15 protein-coding genes are annotated in these 16,137 nt (G+C 62.6%); 11 read left to right on the top strand and 4 right to left on the bottom strand.

The annotated features are described in order from the left end of the window. The first annotated feature begins 58 nt into the window (after positions 1–58). The 9 genes from FN060_RS12060 (at position 59) to FN060_RS12020 (ending at position 8,653) form a co-directional block, all read left to right on the top strand. Positions 59–1,234, top strand: a complete 1,176-nt coding sequence (locus FN060_RS12060; RefSeq protein WP_142588227.1) for an NAD(P)/FAD-dependent oxidoreductase — start codon at positions 59–61, stop codon at positions 1,232–1,234. Further along, positions 1,231–1,485, top strand: a complete 255-nt coding sequence (locus tag FN060_RS12055) for a 2Fe-2S iron-sulfur cluster-binding protein (protein ID WP_142588226.1) — start codon at positions 1,231–1,233, stop codon at positions 1,483–1,485. The genes FN060_RS12060 and FN060_RS12055 overlap by 4 nt, the downstream gene beginning before the upstream one ends. Beyond that, positions 1,478–2,815, top strand: a complete 1,338-nt coding sequence (locus tag FN060_RS12050) for an FAD-dependent oxidoreductase (RefSeq protein WP_142588225.1) — start codon at positions 1,478–1,480, stop codon at positions 2,813–2,815. Before FN060_RS12055 ends, FN060_RS12050 begins: the two co-directional genes overlap by 8 nt. Before the next feature lie 14 nt (positions 2,816–2,829). Next, a complete protein-coding gene (locus FN060_RS12045) occupies positions 2,830–4,230 on the top strand; it encodes an aldehyde dehydrogenase family protein (RefSeq protein WP_142588224.1) in 1,401 nt (466 codons plus the stop codon). A gap of 10 nt (positions 4,231–4,240) precedes the next feature. Further along, positions 4,241–4,990 carry a dihydrodipicolinate reductase C-terminal domain-containing protein gene (locus FN060_RS12040; RefSeq protein ID WP_142588223.1) on the top strand — a complete coding sequence of 250 codons (750 nt, stop codon included), beginning with the start codon at positions 4,241–4,243 and terminating at the stop codon, positions 4,988–4,990. Positions 4,991–5,003: 13 nt separating this feature from the next. Beyond that, entirely contained in the window at positions 5,004–5,927 is a 924-nt protein-coding gene (dapA, locus tag FN060_RS12035) for a 4-hydroxy-tetrahydrodipicolinate synthase (RefSeq protein ID WP_244665761.1), read from the top strand. A 186-nt stretch (positions 5,928–6,113) separates the two neighbouring features. Next, complete coding sequence (locus FN060_RS12030; protein WP_142588222.1) at positions 6,114–6,779, top strand: amino acid ABC transporter permease; 666 nt, start codon at positions 6,114–6,116, stop codon at positions 6,777–6,779. Between the two features lie 17 nt (positions 6,780–6,796). Further along, positions 6,797–7,570, top strand: a complete 774-nt coding sequence (locus tag FN060_RS12025) for an amino acid ABC transporter ATP-binding protein (RefSeq protein WP_142588221.1) — start codon at positions 6,797–6,799, stop codon at positions 7,568–7,570. Positions 7,571–7,576: 6 nt separating this feature from the next. Next, complete coding sequence (locus FN060_RS12020; protein WP_142588220.1) at positions 7,577–8,653, top strand: saccharopine dehydrogenase family protein; 1,077 nt, start codon at positions 7,577–7,579, stop codon at positions 8,651–8,653. A gap of 26 nt (positions 8,654–8,679) precedes the next feature. Here FN060_RS12020 and FN060_RS12015 read toward each other — a convergent pair whose 3' ends face one another. Beyond that, positions 8,680–10,599 (bottom strand): hybrid sensor histidine kinase/response regulator, encoded by a 1,920-nt coding sequence (locus FN060_RS12015; protein ID WP_142588219.1) that lies wholly within the window; start codon positions 10,597–10,599, stop codon positions 8,680–8,682. A gap of 20 nt (positions 10,600–10,619) precedes the next feature. Next, complete coding sequence (locus FN060_RS12010; RefSeq protein WP_235864226.1) at positions 10,620–11,366, bottom strand: Crp/Fnr family transcriptional regulator; 747 nt, start codon at positions 11,364–11,366, stop codon at positions 10,620–10,622. A gap of 121 nt (positions 11,367–11,487) precedes the next feature. Between FN060_RS12010 and FN060_RS12005 the strand changes: the two genes are divergently transcribed. Continuing rightward, a complete protein-coding gene (locus tag FN060_RS12005) occupies positions 11,488–12,222 on the top strand; it encodes a response regulator (RefSeq protein ID WP_142588218.1) in 735 nt (244 codons plus the stop codon). Here FN060_RS12005 and FN060_RS12000 read toward each other — a convergent pair. Then, a complete protein-coding gene (locus tag FN060_RS12000; protein ID WP_142588217.1) occupies positions 12,195–12,668 on the bottom strand; it encodes a hypothetical protein in 474 nt (157 codons plus the stop codon). The genes FN060_RS12005 and FN060_RS12000 overlap by 28 nt on opposite strands. Positions 12,669–12,874: 206 nt before the next feature. Here FN060_RS12000 and FN060_RS11995 point away from each other — a divergent pair, with 206 nt between their 5' ends. Next, positions 12,875–13,099, top strand: a complete 225-nt coding sequence (locus FN060_RS11995; protein WP_052636841.1) for a hypothetical protein — start codon at positions 12,875–12,877, stop codon at positions 13,097–13,099. A 28-nt stretch (positions 13,100–13,127) separates the two neighbouring features. Here FN060_RS11995 and FN060_RS11990 read toward each other — a convergent pair whose 3' ends face one another. Then, a complete protein-coding gene (locus FN060_RS11990) occupies positions 13,128–15,962 on the bottom strand; it encodes an EAL domain-containing protein (RefSeq protein ID WP_142588216.1) in 2,835 nt (944 codons plus the stop codon). Between the last annotated feature and the right edge of the window lie 175 nt (positions 15,963–16,137).

The following is a 16,137-nucleotide window of genomic DNA, read 5'->3' as shown; positions in this document are numbered from 1 at the left end:
CTGACGCATCACCGCCGCCAATATTGGCCGACAACCAACAAGGCTCGGCCACTCACCCATGCAACCTCGCCCTCCGTCCAGCGCCATCGTCGTCGGCTCCGGCATCATCGGAGCGGCAAGCGCCTATTTCCTGGCTAAGCGAGGCATCTCGGTCAGGCTTCTCGACGCCTCGGCTCCCGCGGCCGAAGCGACAGGGGCTGCGGACGGCGCCGTTTCCGTGGCGAGCAAACGCCCCGGACCAATGATGTCGGCGGCGCTCGAAGGCGTGCGGCTCTACGGTCAACTTGCCGATGAAGGACTTCTGGCCGGTGCGTTCAAGCGGCGTTCCACTTTCATCATAGCCGCTTCCGACGAGGAGTGCACGGTTCTCGCGAGCCATTCGGCAGCTCTGGAGAGTGCGGGGGTCAAGGTCGAGACGCTTTCAGGAGACAGGCTCCGCCAGGCATTTCCGGTTCTTTCGAAGCAGGCAAGGATGGCTGTCGAGGTGCATGGCGAGGGCCACGCCATCGGCTACCAGATCGTCCACAGGCTGCTGACCGCCTCCGGCATCACCGTCGACCGCGATACGCGGGTGGAGGGCCTCCGGCTCGATCGGAGTGGACAGCGCGTCACCGGCATCGACACCAACCGCGGGCGCCTCACCGCAGACGTGGTCGTAGTCGCGGCGGGCAACGGCTCAGCCTCGCTTCTGGGCCTGTCCCAGGTCCTCACCCCGCGCAAGGGACAATTGCTGGTGACCGAACGGGCACCCGCCCTCAACGCCGCCATGCCCGGTGCGATCATGTCGGGCCGCTACCTGCTCAGCAAGGGAAGCCAGAAGGCCGGCTACACCCCGCCGCCGCGGGGCCTCGGCCTCGTGATTGACCCGCTCGTTACCGGCCAGTTCCTGATCGGCGGCACGCGCGAGGACTTCGGCGACCGGCGTACGAACGATATAGAAGCGGTCTCGCGTATCCTTCGCGATGCCGTCGAACTGGTGCCGGGACTTGCCTCGGTCAGGCTGCTGCGCAGCTTTGCCGGCGTGCGCACCGCGGTCATCGACGGGTTGCCGCTGGTCGGCCGCGTGCCGGGCCTGGAAAACGCCTTCGTTGCGACGGGGTTCGAGGGCGACGGCATCTGTCTCGGCCCGGTTACCGGCCAATCGATCGTCCAACTGATCTGCGGCGAGAAGCCCTCGATCGACCTTTCCTTCTTCGATCCCGCCCGCTTCGGCAGCTACGGAGCTGCGGCATGAGCGACCGAACCTTCGACTGGATGGGACAGGAAATCAGCTTCCGAGAGGGCGAGAGCTTTGCGGCGGCACTCGATGCCGCAGGAACCCGCACCTTCGGCTCCGACCCGGCGGGCAATCCGACGCGCTACTTCTGCGGGATCGGTGCCTGCCAGTCCTGCCTGATCCGGGTGGACGGCGTCATCCGGGAAGCGTGCATTACTCCGGCCAGAACAGGAGCCCAGGTCGGCCCCGTGGGAAAGATCGATGGTTGAGCCGGATGTCATCGTCGTTGGCGGCGGTCCTGCCGGTCTCGCCGCAGCAACGGAGGTCGCAACCTCGGGATATCTCGTCGAGCTCGTTGAACAACGCAACAGCGTCGGCGGGGCTGTGCATCGGCAGCCTGTTGATGGGATTACGCACGTCCCCCAGGCCCGCGGCACCCGCGCGAGCTGGGAGCGTATTTCCAGGGCATTCTCGGAGGCACAGATCCCTGTCCGCTATCAATCGGTGTTTCTCGGTGTCGATGGCGACGGCTTCACTCTGATAGAGAACCGCCAGACCGGGCAGGTCCAGTTGTTGCGCCCGAAGGCAATCATCATCGCGACCGGCGCCGTCGAAAAGGTCCTCCCAAGACCGGGCTGGCAGCTGCCGGGGGTTTCGACGGCCGGTGGACTGCAGGTGATGATGAAGGAAACCGGACAGGCGCCGCAAGGCAGCGTCCTGCTCGCGGGCACAGGTCCCCTGCTGGTGGCCGTCGCCGCTCAGATGGCAAAGCTCGGAAACCCGCCGATGGCGATCGTCGAAGCCGGCAATCCTCTGCGGCGGTTCAGGGCGGGTCTCAAGCTGCTTTCCGACCCGACGATCCTCGGGGAGGCTGCCGGCTATCTGGGCAGCGTCGCGCGCAGGCGGATATCCTGGCTGAGAGGCGCACGCATCATCGCGATCGAAGATAGTGGTACATCACTGAAGGCACTGGTCCGTGATAGTGGTGGTTCGGAGCGTTCCTTCACGGTCGATCGCATTGGCCTGCACGACGGCATCCGTCCCAATGACTTCGGCTTGCCGGAGGACTCGACCGGGCCGCGAACAGGGCCCTTCATCTTCAGGGCGGGGGATTGTCGCGAAGCGCTTGGAGCCAATGCAGCGGAGACGGACGGTCGCCGCGTCGGGCGCATGGTCTCCGAACTCCTTCTGGGCAATCTCGGCGCTGGCGATCTCACGACGGCACTTGAGCGGTCACGGCGGACGCAGGCAAACCTCGCAGCGCTTTTTGCCCCCGTCCGCCCCGCTTCTCCTTTCTGCGATCTGCCGGATGAAACCGTCCTGTGCCGGTGCGAAAGCAAGACCGTCGGTGACCTGCGCAGCCTGTGCAGCCAGCCCGACCGGCTGACAGGCCGGGAAGTGAAGCACAACGGCCGCTTCGCCATGGGAGCGTGCCAGGGCCGCTTCTGCGCCGAGAACACGGCATCGCTGATGGCGCACTTCAATCCGGGAGAGCCCCAGCCACTCGCCGACAACCTTACGGGCCGCCGCTGGCCGGTGCGCCCGGTCTCCATTGCGGCGCTGACCCGCGCCAATCCCACAAGAACTGAAAGCCAATGACGAGGTATCCGCACATGACGCAAGCACAGCGCCTGACGATCGAGACAACGAATGCGATCCTGGTCTGCAATCCTTTCGACGGCTCCCCGGTGGGAGAGGTGCCGACCAGCAGCGCAGGCGAGATCGCGGCGGCCGTCGCACGCGCCAAGGTGGCGCAATGGGATTTCAGGCGGTCAACGCCGGCCGTTCGCCGCGCCATGCTGAATGCGCTTGCAGCAGAAATCGCCGCCGATGCCGAAAACCTCGCCCGGGTCATTTCGTCCGAGATGGGAAAAACCATCCGCGAGGCGCGAAACGAGGTCCGCCGAGCGCAGAACACGCTGAAGCTCTCGGGGGATGCAGCAACCTTTCTCGATGGCGAGGCCCTGCATTGCGCCATCGTCGAAGGCGGGGCCGACAGGCTGGCCACAATCACCTACGAACCTGTTGGTGTCGTAGGCGCCATCACGCCTTTCAACTACCCGCTCAACCTGCTCTGCCACAAGCTCGGTCCTGCCATCGCTGCCGGCAATGCCGTGGTCGCCAAGCCCTCGCCCAAGGCGCCCCTCGCCGCCGCGCGGTTGCGCGAACTGGCGCTGAAGGCGGGCTGGCCGAAGGACCTGTTCCAGGTCGTGCACGGCGGAGCCGATGAGGCGCTGGCGCTTGTCCGTGCTCCGATCGACCTCCTGTCGTTCACGGGCGGCCCGTCCGCAGGCCTCGCGCTCAAGAATGCATCGGGCCTCGTGCGCTGCCTCATGGAGCTCGGTGGCAACGACCCGCTTTTCGTGCTGCCCGACGCCGATCTGGACAAGGCCGTCGCAACCACGATCGGACACCGTTTCGAGATTGCCGGACAGAGCTGTGCCGCCGTCAAGAAGCTCTACCTGCACAAGAACATAGAGAAGACCTTCACCGAGAAGCTGCTCGCTGCCGTCGATGCGGTCGAGTTCGGTGACCCCTCAAGGGACGACGCCGACATGGGAACGGTCATCGACATGGCCGCGGCGAGAACGGTGGCCGACCGTGTCGAAGCCACGATCGCCAACGGTAACGGAAAGCTGCTGACCGGCGGCACCCATGACGGAACCGTCTACGCACCGACCGTTATCTCCGAAGTCTCCGTGGATGCACCCGTCATTGCCGATGAGACCTTCGGCCCGATCATCGCGATCCGCTCCTTCTCGGATGCGCGCGAGGCAATCGCCGAGGTCAATGCCGGCTCCTACGGGCTGCAGGCGGGCGTCTTCACCAACGACCACGCGCTGATCAAGACCTTCGCCCGCGACCTGCAGGTCGGCGGCGTGATGATCAATGAAGGCCCCGACTTCCGGGCCGAGCATGTGCCGTTCGGCGGCATCAAGCGCTCGGGGCTCGGGCGCGAAGGTGTGCGCATCGCCCTTCGGGAGATGTCGGAGCCCAAGGTGGTCATCGACTGAGGAGGGTGGAATGCGCGTCGGAATCCTTGGAGCATCGGGCCGGGTCGGAGCCCGTCTCGTCGAACAAATCCTCACCAATCCGGGGCTGGAGCTTGCCGCGGCGCTGGTTTCGCCGCAGTCCCGGCTCATAGGGAGCCCCGTCGCCGGCGGCAGCCTCGAGTATCGTCCGGCGGATGCGGCAATGAAGAGCCATTGCGACGTGATGATCGACTTCTCGACACCGGCCGCAAGCCTCGCATTTCAGGAAACCCTCGGGACGAAGACGATCCCGATGGTGATCGGAACGACCGGGTTTACCGGAGAGGAGGAGGAGCGCCTGACAGGTTTCAGCCGGCGCCGGGCAATGCTGATCAGCGCCAATTTCGCCCACGGGTTCGAGGCCTTCCGGCTGGCGGTCGTCGGCTTCTCCCAGCGCATGCCCGAAGCGGAAGCCGCGGTGAGCGAGACCTATCATGCCCGCAAGAAGGCTGAAGCGTCGGGAACCTCCCGGCTGCTGGCATCGCAGCTGTTTCAGGCCCGCAGCGCTGCCATGGGCTTCGCCGCGCCGGAGCCGTCGATCACCGTCAACCGCGAAGGCGATACCGTCGGCATCAATGAAGTGCGCTTCGAGATGGGATCGGCCGAAGCGGTCTTCACCTACCGCGTCCATACGCTAGCGGCATACGCGGAAGGGGCGCTTGCAGCCGCACAATGGCTGGCTTCCAAGCCGAGGGCGGCCGGCCGCTATCAGCTTGCGGACAGTCTGAACGGAAACGATTGAGAGGAACAGGAACATGACCATGGATGAATTGGCCAGCCGCTTCGGGGGCGTCTTCACCGCCCTGATCACCCCCTTCAAGGATGGAGAAGTCGACACCGTCGCCTACGACGCACTCGTTGAACGCCAGCTCGAAGCCGGCGTCGCCGGACTTGTGCCGGTCGGCACGACCGGCGAGGCAGCGACCCTCGCCGACGACGAGGCCGATGCGCTGATTGCCCGCACCGTCCGGCTTGCCGGCGGCCGTGCATTGGTCATGGCAGGTGCCGGCGCCAACGACACGAAGAAGACGGTCGAGAAGGTCAAGCGGGCAGAAGCGGCAGGTGCGGATGCAGTCCTGATCGTCACGCCCTATTACAACAAGCCGACCCAGGCGGGCCTGATTGCCCATTACAGCATGGCCGCGGCGGCGACCTCGCTGCCGGTCATGCTCTATTCGGTGCCGGGTCGCTGCGGGGTCGAGATCGCACCCGAGACCTGCGCGGTTCTGATGGAGAAGCATGCCAACATCATCGGCATCAAGGAAGCCGGTGGATCGGCGAGCAGGGTCACGCAGCTGCGCGCTGCCTGCGGCGATCAGTTCATCATTCACTCCGGCGATGACGGGCTGACGCTTCCCTTCCTGTCGCTCGGGGCGGTTGGCGTGACGAGCGTCGTGGCAAACGTCGCTCCGCGCGAAATGGTGCAACTGGTCGAGGCGTGGAAGCGTGGAGACACGGCACGGGCGCTCAAGCTGCACGAGCTGATTTCCGAGCTGACGGACAGCATGTTCATCGAATCCAATCCGGGACCGGTCAAGGCGGCACTGGCGCTCGCAAACCTGGCGGGGCCCGAGATGCGGCTGCCCATGGTGCCGGTGTCGGCGGACAACCGCGAGCGTCTTTCCGCAGTCCTTGGTCGGTTCACATCCGCCTCGGCCGCCTTCCAAGAAATGCGCTAAGCCGCGCCTGCAGCTTTGCATTGCCCGGTGCTGCCGAGCATAGGAGTATCGACCATGGCCGTCCGCGTCAGCGGACGTGCCGTCAAAGACAAGGGGAACGTGAATGAGGAACGGGACTGAGCCGAACGGCTGCCTGAGGGGGAGGCATCACCTTCCTGGCCGGATCAAGACCGTCAGGAGCTGCCGATGAACTACACCTGGGATTTCCACTCCGTCTGGCAATACTGGGACCTGTTTCTCTGGGGACTGTGGATCACCGTCGTCTACACCTTCGGATCGATCCTCTTCGGGGTCGTCATCGGTTTCGCAACCTGCGCAGCGCGGCTTTCCGGCTCCAGGTTGCTTGGCGGCATCGCCCGCGTCTACCAGGAGATCTTTCGCTGCACGCCGCTGCTCGTTCAGCTCCTGTGGTTCTACTATGCCTTCCCGCTCCTGATCGGCGGGTCGATCGACAACCGGGTCGCAGCAATGCTGACGCTGTCGCTCTATGTCGGCGCCTTCTATGCCGAAATCTTCCGCGGCGCGATCGTATCCATTGACCGGGGACAGCGGGAGGCCGCGGCAGCGATCGGCATGAGTTCGTGGCAGTCTATGAACCGGATCATCCTCCCGCAGGCGATGAAGCGGGCCCTGCCATCCTTCATCAACCAGTCGGTCATCCAGTTCAAGAACACGTCCCTGGTGTCGGTCATCTCGGTTGCCGATCTCGCCTATATGGCCGCGGTCGTGAACGGGCAGACCTACCGGCCGCTGGAGTCCTACACGCTGATGGCCGGACTCTACATCGCGATGCTGCTGCCGCTCACGCAGGCCGCAGACTGGGTCGAGCGTCGTCTGAGGGTCAGCGACTGATGGAGCGGATGGAACAGATGAGCGAGAATACGAAGGCAGATTCGGCTGTGATCGAGGCCGTGGGACTGCGCAAGAGCTACGGGACGCTCGAAGTGCTCAAGGGGCTGGACCTCAGCCTGGATCGCGGCGAAGTCGTCGCCCTGATTGGACCCTCCGGATCCGGCAAGTCGACGTTCATTCGCTGCCTCAACATGATGGAGGTCCCAACCGGCGGAACCATCCGCTTTCGCCAGAAGCCCGTGGGCAAGCAGTTCCGCGACAAGGGCGAGGAGATCGGGATCGGCACGCTACGGCGCCATGTCGGCATGGTGTTCCAGCACTTCAACCTCTTCCCCCACAAGACGGTTCTGCAGAACGTCACCGAGGGACCCATCGTCGTATGCAACCGCCCGAAGCGAGAGGCGGAGGAACTGGCAATGGACCTGCTTGCGCAGGTGGGGCTCGCGGAGAAACACGGCGCCTATCCAAATCACCTCTCGGGTGGTCAGAAGCAGCGCGTCGCCATTGCGCGAGCGCTTGCGATGCAGCCGGAAGTCCTGCTCCTCGATGAAGTGACGAGCGCACTCGATCCGGAACTGGTCGGCGAGGTGCTCGCGGTTATCCGGAAGCTGGCAGAGGAAGGAATGACGATGGCGATCGTGACGCACGAGATGGCTTTCGCCGCCGACGTGGCGAGCCGCGTGCTGTTCCTGGACCAGGGTGTCATCGCCGAGACGGGAAGTGCCGAGGAGGTCATCCTCAATCCGCAGAACCCCAGGCTGCAGGGCTTCGTTGCCCGCTTCAAAGGGTAAAGCGGCATGGCGAAGCTGAACGTTTGCATCTTCGGCGCAGGTGAGATCGGTACAGCTCTCGCGGCAACACTCAGCAGGAACGATGGCTTCGCGGTAAAAGTCGTCGATCCGTCGGAAGATGCGCTCGATCGCATCCGAAAACGAAACCTCGACGTGAAGCTTCAGCTCGTCAATGGAGCAGATGGCGCGCGCGCGACGCTGAGCGATCAGGATATTGCGGTCGCAGCCGTTCCCGAAGCGGCTGTCAAGGATGTGGCCCTGGCAGCACTTGCTGCCGACGTGCACTACCTCGACTTCACATGTCCGACGGACGCAGTCAGGGCAGCACTGGCGCAGCTGGCGGAGCGACGGGCCGTCTTCAGCGGCTGCGGCGTCTCGCCAGGCCTGGTGGGGAACATCGCCTGCAGCTTGCTTTCTGCCTTCTCACCGATCACCGACCTGACGATACGGGTCGGCGCCAATCCGATCGTACCGACCAATCGCCTGGGCTATGGCCAGATCTGGAACCTGGACGGCCTGATCAGCGAATATACCAAGCCAAGTGCGGCGATACGGGACGGGCAGGTTACGTGGATCGAGTCGCTTGAGGGGCTGGAGCGACTCACGATCGACGGCGTGACCTACGAAGGCTTCACAACGGCCGGAGGCCTTGGTGACCTTTCCATTTTCGGGGAGAAGCTGCCCCGGAACGTGACGTTCAAGACGATACGCTATCCTGGTCATCTCGACTATATGCGCTTCCTGCTCGACGACCTCGGGCTCCGGCACCGGCGTGATATGCTCCGATCCTTGTTGGCCAATGGTCTACCGGTCATCGAAGACGATACGCTTCTTCTGGTCCTGACCGCGCGAGGTCTTCGCGGTCGACAACCGATCGAAAAGACGGTCCATCACCGGTTTTCGGCGAGTTCCACTTTCGGTGCCTTCAACGCTCTGACATCGGTCGCCGTGGGCTACGCAGCCACGCTCCTGTCGCTGCTTCTGGATGATCGCGTTCCGAGCACGGGCCTGATCGCACACCACCGACTCGACACCAGCGCACTCATCAGCAGTCCCTATCTGGGACCGCTCATGAGAACTTGAAGCCGAGTGCGTCGAACTGAAGGGCCTCAGTCCAGTAGCTCGCGCAGCCGCTCAGCCAGTTCCCGAGCGGTATAGGGCTTCTTCAGCCAGCTTCCCGATGCGGCTAGCTCCCGCCCCGCGATCTCCGGCTCTGCATAGCCGGAGGTGAACAGGACCTTGATCTCCGGGCGTTCCCGGCGGACGATCTCGGCCAGTTCGTCCCCCGTCATTCCCCCCGGCATGACCACGTCGGTGAAGAGCAAGGCGATGTCGGGATGCTGTTTCAGGCGTTCGAGCGCAACGGCGCCGTTTTCCGCCTCGATGACCTCGTATCCCAGATCGATCAGGCGCGACACTGCCACGCGCCGCACCCGCGCATCGTCCTCCACGGCCAGAATCTTTTCCGAACCGCCAGGCAAGGCCCGCTTGACCGCCGCCTGCTCCCCCGGCGAGGCCATATCCGTCGCGTACTGCACCGCTGGCAGAAAGACGCGGACACTGGTCCCCTGCCCTTCCTCGCTGTAGAGCTGGATGTGCCCACCGGACTGCTTGGCGAAGCCGTAGACCATGCTGAGACCTAGACCGGTCCCTGCTCCGACGCTCTTCGTGGTGAAGAAGGGCTCGAATGCCCGCTGCTTCACTTCCTGCGACATGCCGGCGCCATTGTCGGTCACGCTGACGAGAACATAATCCCCGGTGCGGACATGCGGATACATCTGCGCATAGTCGACATCGAGCTTGACGCGCGAAATCTCGATCGACAGGCGCCCGCCCCGAGGCATCGCATCGCGGGCGTTCAGGGTGAGGTTGAGAATCGCATTCTGCAACTGCGACGCATCCACGAGCGCCTCGTTGCTGCCGCCGCTGATGATTGTCCGCAACTCGATCGTCTCACCGACAGAGCGGCGAAGCAGATCTGAGAAGCCCGACACGAGCTGCCCGACATCGACGATCTTCGGATTGAGGGGCTGCTTGCGTCCGAAGGCCAGCAACTGGCCGGTCAGCTTTGCGCCGTCTTCCGCCGCTCCCTGCGCCTCCCGCAGCATCGTCAGCAGCTTTTCATCGTTCAGCCGGCTTTCGATCATCTCGAGATTGCCGCTGATCACCGTCAGCAGGTTGTTGAAGTCGTGGGCAAGGCCGCCGGTAAGTTGCCCGATCGCCTCCATCTTCTGCGCCTGCCGCAACTCTTCCTCGATCTTGTGCCGGCTCGTCAGGTCCCGCACGAAGCCTGTAAAGATGCGCTTGCCGTTGACGCGGGTTTCTCCGACCGCCAACTCCATCGGGAAAAGGGTTCCGTCCTTCCGCTGCCCCGTCACCACCCGGCCATAACCGATGATCCTGCGCTCGCCGGTCGTAATGTAGCGATTGAGATAGCCATCATGCTTCTCGCGGTCGGGGGATGGCATCAGCATCTTGACGTTGCGACCGCGAACCTCACCGGCCGAATAGCCGAAGAGACGTTCGGCCGCGGCGCTGAACGAAGTGATCGTGCCGTTCTCCTCGATGACGATCATGGAGTCGGGAACGGTATCGAGGATCGAGCGCAGATGCGCCTCTCTCTCAGCCAGGTTGATTTCGGTCGACTTCATGTTCGTCACGTCGTTGTTCGTCTGGATGATGATCGGTTCGGGCTCATCGGGGATGCGCAGCGCTACCCAGCGCGTTGCACTGACGACCGTATGACCCTCTTTGTGCTTGTGGAGGATTTCCCCTTCCCAGACACCGGCCGAAAGTACCTCGGCACAAATCTCTTCGCGCGGCTTTGGAAAGCGCGTCGAGAGCAGCTGGTGAATGACCTTTCCGACTGCTTCCTGCCTCGTCCATCCATACAGAGCTTCGCATCCGGCGGACCATCCGAAGATGGTTCCCTCCAGGCGGTGGACGATAAGGTTGGCATGGTTCAACAGTCGAAGTGCGGCGTCGAGATCTTCCCGACTTGTCCATTGGGGGGAGACTGCCAAATCCATGTCCTAATCAAGCCTTGGAGCTAGTGGCGGATCCGCTCCGGCTGTGGGGTCGCGGGACGCCAATCATCTTCGTATTCATCGCCGTCTCCAGCCATCTGCGCAAGCTTTCCGCGCTTCAGTATCTTCACCGAATGGCGGCCGGCGGTTTCAATCACGCCCTTGCTGCTCAGCTTGGTCAATGTCCGGGAGACGGTTTCGATAGTTAGCCCAAGGTAATCGGCAATGTCGAGACGGGTCATCGGCAGCTGGACTGCCGTCTGAAGAGCACCGGCGTTCAGAGTGCGCTGCAACTCCTTCAGCAGGAAGCTGCAAAGCCGCTCTTCGGCATTCTTGGTGGAAAGCAGCACCATCTGATCCTGCGCTGCCGCCATTTCGTCGGACATCTGGTGGAAGACGGCGGGGCCAAGGTCGGGGGAAACCGCGATCTCGTTTTCGAAGCTCTTGCGGGATAGGCGGCGAATGGTCACCGGCGTGATCGCCTCGGCCGTGTAGATATAGTGGCTCTTGAAGGACATGCCGAGAATGTCGCCGGCATGAAGGAAGCCGGTGATGACGCGACGTCCGTCGCCAAGAATGCGGAATATCCGCAGCGAACCCGTAACCACATGGAAGACGGACGTGGCGACGTCGCCCTCGAGGATCAGGGTCTGGCCTGCCGAAAGGCTTTCGGCAGGAAGCTTGGAGAAAAGTGCCTGCAGGCTCGTAGGCTGCACGGCAAAGCTTCCGGGAATTGTTCTCAGGGAATTGCCTGCGCTTTCGATGAACATCGGCATAGCCTCCATTTGTTGATGATGCCAATAGACGCGATTAAAGTAACACGCTGATGCCCTGGGTGTGACAATCGGCGCTATCGTGTAACACTGTGTAACAATTCAGAATCGGCGGCGCATGAAACCGGACGTGAACAGCCCTCCCCACCTCCTCGTGATCGACGACGATCCTCGTATCCGCAACCTCCTCACCCGGTATTTCGAGGAGGAGGAATACTCGGTGACCTGCGTCGCCGATGGCATCGAAATGCGCGTCGAGATGCGGCAAAAGACGTTCGACGCCATCCTGCTGGATCTATCCCTTCCCGGTGGGCAGGACGGGCTTGATCTCGCCCGCGAAATTCGAAGCCAGTCCGACGTCCCGATTGTCATGCTGACCGGTCGCGACGACGTCGTCGATCGCATCGTTGGCCTTGAGATTGGAGCCGATGATTACATAGCGAAGCCCTTCCACCTCCGTGAGGTGCACGCGAGATTGAAGTCGATCCTGCGGCGGCGGGCCACATCCACTCCCGCCAAGGTCAGCGCCGCGCCGGAAGAGGAAGTCTTCTCCTTTGATGGCTGGTCCCTCAATGTCAGCCGTCGAATGCTGTACGACCCGGAGGGCCGCGAGATCGGCCTGACGACCGGAGAGTTCGACATGCTCGTCTCGCTCGTGAAGAATTCGGGCCGGGTTCTGTCGCGCGATCAGCTCATGGACATGACCCGCGGGCGGCCAATGGAGGCCTTCGATCGGGCGGTCGACGCGCAGATCGTACGCCTTCGCCGGAAGATCGAGCGCGATCCCAAACGCCCGGAGCTGGTGAAGTCTGTGCGCGGTATTGGTTACGTCTTCACTGGGCGGGTATCGTAGGGCTCTGGCCACTGCCGGTCAGTGCGCAGATCATAGAAAAGGCTGACGGGGGGATCGGTGGCTTCCGGCAATTCCAGCTGTTCCGGTGTCTCCGGCGCCGAGTTCCAGAACCGGATCGCTTCGCACCCCTCTTCCCAGGCGCATTTCTTGGCGAAGTCGAGGAGTTGACGGGAAATACCGTCCTGATCCAGAAGCGAGACGGTTGCGAAGATCGGCACGTCGAGGATTCGCGCCGCCTGCCCCTGGCTCGTCGGCTGGATTCGAACCAGACCTCGAATGTAGCCCCTCCTGTCCCTTGCCACAGCCCATTGACGTCGCAGTGAATCCGTCGCCAGCAGGCTTTTCCACGTCTCGAAGGATAGTGACGGCATGACGACCTGCATCACCGCAAAGGCGCGTGCAACATCGTCCGCATCCAGAAACCCGATCTCGCAATCTTTGGGCATTTTATGCCGGCTCCACGGTCCTTTGTCTCTCGCAGCATTGCGCAGGTGACCGACCATGCGGCCTTCCCCAAGACTTGCATTGATGCGGGTCAAAGCACGGCATCGGCAATCGGTTCCAGAACCGTCGGGTTCCGAGACCGGATCGCAGCGTCCTGAATTAATTTCGTCGCAATTGGTCGTTAGGATCAGTTGGTGGAGGAAAAGCCATGGCAACCGATCTCACAGTGACAGAAGTTCTCTCCGATCCGCTGATCGGCCTCATGCTCGAAGCCGACGGCATGGACAAGGCGACTTTCGCAGATCTTCTCGACCGGGTGGCGCGGGAGCAGCTGCATCAAAAGATGTCTAGCCTGCAGGAAAGACGCGCGGACATGTTCTACACGCGCCTCGCGGCGTCTGAGGCCCAGGTCTCGTGCGGCGGGATCTGCTGAACGCTATCAAGCCGGCTGCTGCTTGCGGTCAGGCTGTCAATTCCACGAGCGGCTTGGCCTGGTCCAAGAGCGCGAGCAACTGCGACGTCGGACCCGGCCGGCCAAAGTGATAACCCTGCCCAAACTGGCAGCCCATCACCGACAGTAGCTGACGTTCCGTTTCTCCCTCGATACCTTCGCAAAGAACCTTCCTGCCCAGTTGCGCCGCAATACCGGTGACAGCATGCACGATGGCCCTGGAGGCGGCATCCTCCGTTAGTTTGCGTATGAAGGACTGGTCGATCTTGATCAGGTCGAACGGGAAATCGGAAATATAGGACAGTGAGGAATAGCCGGTCCCGAAATCGTCGAGAGCAATCGTCACCCCCAACGCCTTCAGCCGCTTCATGTCTTCCAGAAGCTTCTTGGCATCGAGCGCGAATGTCGATTCCGTGATTTCGACATGAAGACGGCCCGGCGGGAGGCCGGTCACCCGCAATGCCCTCGAAACGTCTTCACGCACATCCGATCCGGCAAACTGGACGGCGGACATATTGACCGCGACCGTCAGATCCGACGGCCAGTGGATGGCTTCCCTGCAGGCTTCTTCCAGCGCCCAGCGCCCAAGGTCGCAGATGAAGCCGTTCGCTTCGGCGATCCCGATGAAATCCATCGGTGAGACCAGGCCCAGTTCCGCGTGCTGCCAGCGGATGAGCGCTTCTGCCCCAACGATAGCGCCGGTCTTGAGATCTACCTGCGGCTGGTAGACGAGGAAGAACTCTCCTCTCTTGAGCGCCGGCCGCATGTCCTTTTCCAGTCGCCGTGTACGGGCTTCGGCTGCGGCCTCGACCGGCGTGTGGACAGCCCAGCCGGCGCCGCCGACCTTCTTTGCCTGATCGAGCGCAGCCTCGGCGGCGTCGATCCAGGAAGCTGGACCTCCAGCGACGTCGCTTGCCAGGGCGGCGCCGACGCGTACGGAGACGTCGATCCTGGAGGAGCCACAATTGATGCCCTTGGAGAACACGCCGACGATCTTGTCCGCGTAGAAGGAAAGGGGATTGTCGGCCGACACGGCCAGCACAACGCAGAACACATCCCCACCAAGCCTGCCGACAAGACCGACATCGGGAACTTCCGAGATCTTCCTCGCTGCCGCCATCAGGCGACGGGAGACCGCTTGCAGAACCTGATCGCCGGTATATCTGCCGAGCGTGGCGTTTACCGTGCTGAACCGATGCAGATCGATCGCGAAGACCGCCAGCGTCTTCTCTTCCTCGGCGCTTTCCCTGATGCGGTTGATCAGCTCACGGCGGTTCAAGGCACCGGTGAGATCGTCGAGTTGCGACAGACGACGGAGTTTCGCCTCGTAGACCTTTCTCGCGGTGATGTCTCTCATCGTGATGCAGGCTGCATAGGATCGGCCGTGGCCTTCATCGCTGCCACTGCCAGACTGCTCGAGCGAGGACAGCGTCAGGACTGCCTCGACGTGCTTCTTCTGGCCATCGCAAACAAGGTCGAATTCTTCCTGAATGGCCGGCGCGTTGCGAGTGCCTTCCGTGAAGGCTGCGATGCTCCGTCGAAGCGCCGCGACGAGTACGGGGGGTGCTCCGTCACAGAAATCGCTTCCACGTCTGGGCTCCCAGGAAGAACAGGAAAGCGAGCCTGCAGTGCGGCTGAGGTCGATGATCGTGCCCTGATCGTTGACGATGAAGACGGCATCAACACTGTCCTGAATGATACGCTTGAGTATCCGCCGAGAGTTCCGTTTCTCTGCGCTCGCCAATTCGGCAAGCAAGGTGGTGAGATCCAGCTTGGCGGCCAGCAGTGCCGTGAATCCGAGAGCCAGTATCAGGTGGATGGTCGCTGTTGGAAGGATGAACGACCATTGCTTCTGAAGGACGTAGGCAGCCAGTTCGGAGGCCACCGAAATCACCACGGCAATCGCAGCCACGACCGGGATCGATGTCAGCCGTCGCCAGATTGTCGCGGCGATAACGAGCAGCCCCGTTATCAGGTATATCGGCCAGCTTACGAGCGGCTGCGGGACACGATCCTGCAGCAGCGTCTCGGCTGCGAGAATGTGCAGCATTGGCCCGCTGAGTATACCGTAGATCGGGACAGGGAACTGATCCTTCAGTTCCGTCGAGTAGGCGCCCACGACGACCGAACGGCCGGCCAGCATGTCTGCGGGAACCTTGTTGCGCAACAGGTCCGCCACCGAGATAACCCGCACCGTATCAGGCCGTATCGAAAAATCGATTCCAATCTGTTCCGGTAGGCCCGCCTCCGGCAGTGCGGAGAGCACCACCGCAACCGACGTGAAGTTTTCACCGTCCATCCCTCTGAACGTGTCAAACGCCCGGAATTGCCCCGCCTCCGTCAGCGACGCATCCGCGGCAGCCAGCCAAGCATTCTCCGCAAACTCTGGGATCGGTCTCGTTATTGTCGCCGAGGAGGGATCATCAACGTTCTGGCGCTGCAGAAAGACCGGCAGGATCACTCCGCCGCCGGCCCGTACCAGGGCCTCAGACAGGGCCTGGTCTTCCGCCGGACGTGAGGGAGTACTGAAATCGATATCGAGGAGGATGTCGCCAGCGCCTGCTGCAACCAGCCTGTCGATGATCTCGGCATGGATCGAGCGGGGCCATGGCCACGTCCCGACGTGATCCAGACTCTCCTTGTCAATTGCCAGATAGACAAACCGGTTCGACGCAGTCCGCGGCGCGTTGGCGGCCCGGAAATCAATCAGTTGCGAATCGAGACGCTCCACTGTGCCAACGCCCGGCAGCCAGAGAGACAGTAACAACAGCAGGCTGACCGAGATTACTCGCGTCAGCCTGCCCAGTCGCATTCCCTGTTTCAGCGGTGAGAGCCGGTCCAGCATCGTGGAGGACAATCCTTGTTACCGTGCTTCAGGCTTCAACGCCGCCGGTCATCCGTTGCCGTTACCGTTGTTGCCGTTGTTGCCGTTGCCGCCACCGTTCCCGTTGCCGTGACCGTTGTTGCCGTTATTGCCGTTGCCGTTGTTGCCACCGTTCCCGTTGCCGTTGCCGTTTCCG

This window comes from Pseudorhizobium halotolerans, from assembly GCF_902153235.2.
Taxonomy (GTDB): domain Bacteria; phylum Pseudomonadota; class Alphaproteobacteria; order Rhizobiales; family Rhizobiaceae; genus Neorhizobium; species Neorhizobium flavum.
Note: the sequence above shows the minus strand (reverse complement) of the source record. Positions and strands in the feature narration are given on the sequence as shown.

Excerpts from the sequence above, each read along its gene's own strand:
- FN060_RS12060 (WP_142588227.1), top strand. The coding sequence starts at position 59 with ATGCAACCTCGCCCTCCGTCCAGCGCCATCGTCGTCGGCTCCGGCATC.
- FN060_RS12055 (WP_142588226.1), top strand. The coding sequence starts at position 1,231 with ATGAGCGACCGAACCTTCGACTGGATGGGACAGGAAATCAGCTTCCGA.
- FN060_RS12050 (WP_142588225.1), top strand. The coding sequence starts at position 1,478 with ATGGTTGAGCCGGATGTCATCGTCGTTGGCGGCGGTCCTGCCGGTCTC.
- FN060_RS12045 (WP_142588224.1), top strand. The coding sequence starts at position 2,830 with ATGACGCAAGCACAGCGCCTGACGATCGAGACAACGAATGCGATCCTG.
- FN060_RS12040 (WP_142588223.1), top strand. The coding sequence starts at position 4,241 with ATGCGCGTCGGAATCCTTGGAGCATCGGGCCGGGTCGGAGCCCGTCTC.
- dapA (WP_244665761.1), top strand. The coding sequence starts at position 5,004 with ATGACCATGGATGAATTGGCCAGCCGCTTCGGGGGCGTCTTCACCGCC.
- FN060_RS12030 (WP_142588222.1), top strand. The coding sequence starts at position 6,114 with ATGAACTACACCTGGGATTTCCACTCCGTCTGGCAATACTGGGACCTG.
- FN060_RS12025 (WP_142588221.1), top strand. The coding sequence starts at position 6,797 with ATGAGCGAGAATACGAAGGCAGATTCGGCTGTGATCGAGGCCGTGGGA.
- FN060_RS12020 (WP_142588220.1), top strand. The coding sequence starts at position 7,577 with ATGGCGAAGCTGAACGTTTGCATCTTCGGCGCAGGTGAGATCGGTACA.
- FN060_RS12015 (WP_142588219.1), bottom strand. The coding sequence starts at position 10,599 with ATGGATTTGGCAGTCTCCCCCCAATGGACAAGTCGGGAAGATCTCGAC.
- FN060_RS12010 (WP_235864226.1), bottom strand. The coding sequence starts at position 11,366 with ATGTTCATCGAAAGCGCAGGCAATTCCCTGAGAACAATTCCCGGAAGC.
- FN060_RS12005 (WP_142588218.1), top strand. The coding sequence starts at position 11,488 with ATGAAACCGGACGTGAACAGCCCTCCCCACCTCCTCGTGATCGACGAC.
- FN060_RS12000 (WP_142588217.1), bottom strand. The coding sequence starts at position 12,668 with ATGCCCAAAGATTGCGAGATCGGGTTTCTGGATGCGGACGATGTTGCA.
- FN060_RS11995 (WP_052636841.1), top strand. The coding sequence starts at position 12,875 with ATGGCAACCGATCTCACAGTGACAGAAGTTCTCTCCGATCCGCTGATC.
- FN060_RS11990 (WP_142588216.1), bottom strand. The coding sequence starts at position 15,962 with ATGCTGGACCGGCTCTCACCGCTGAAACAGGGAATGCGACTGGGCAGG.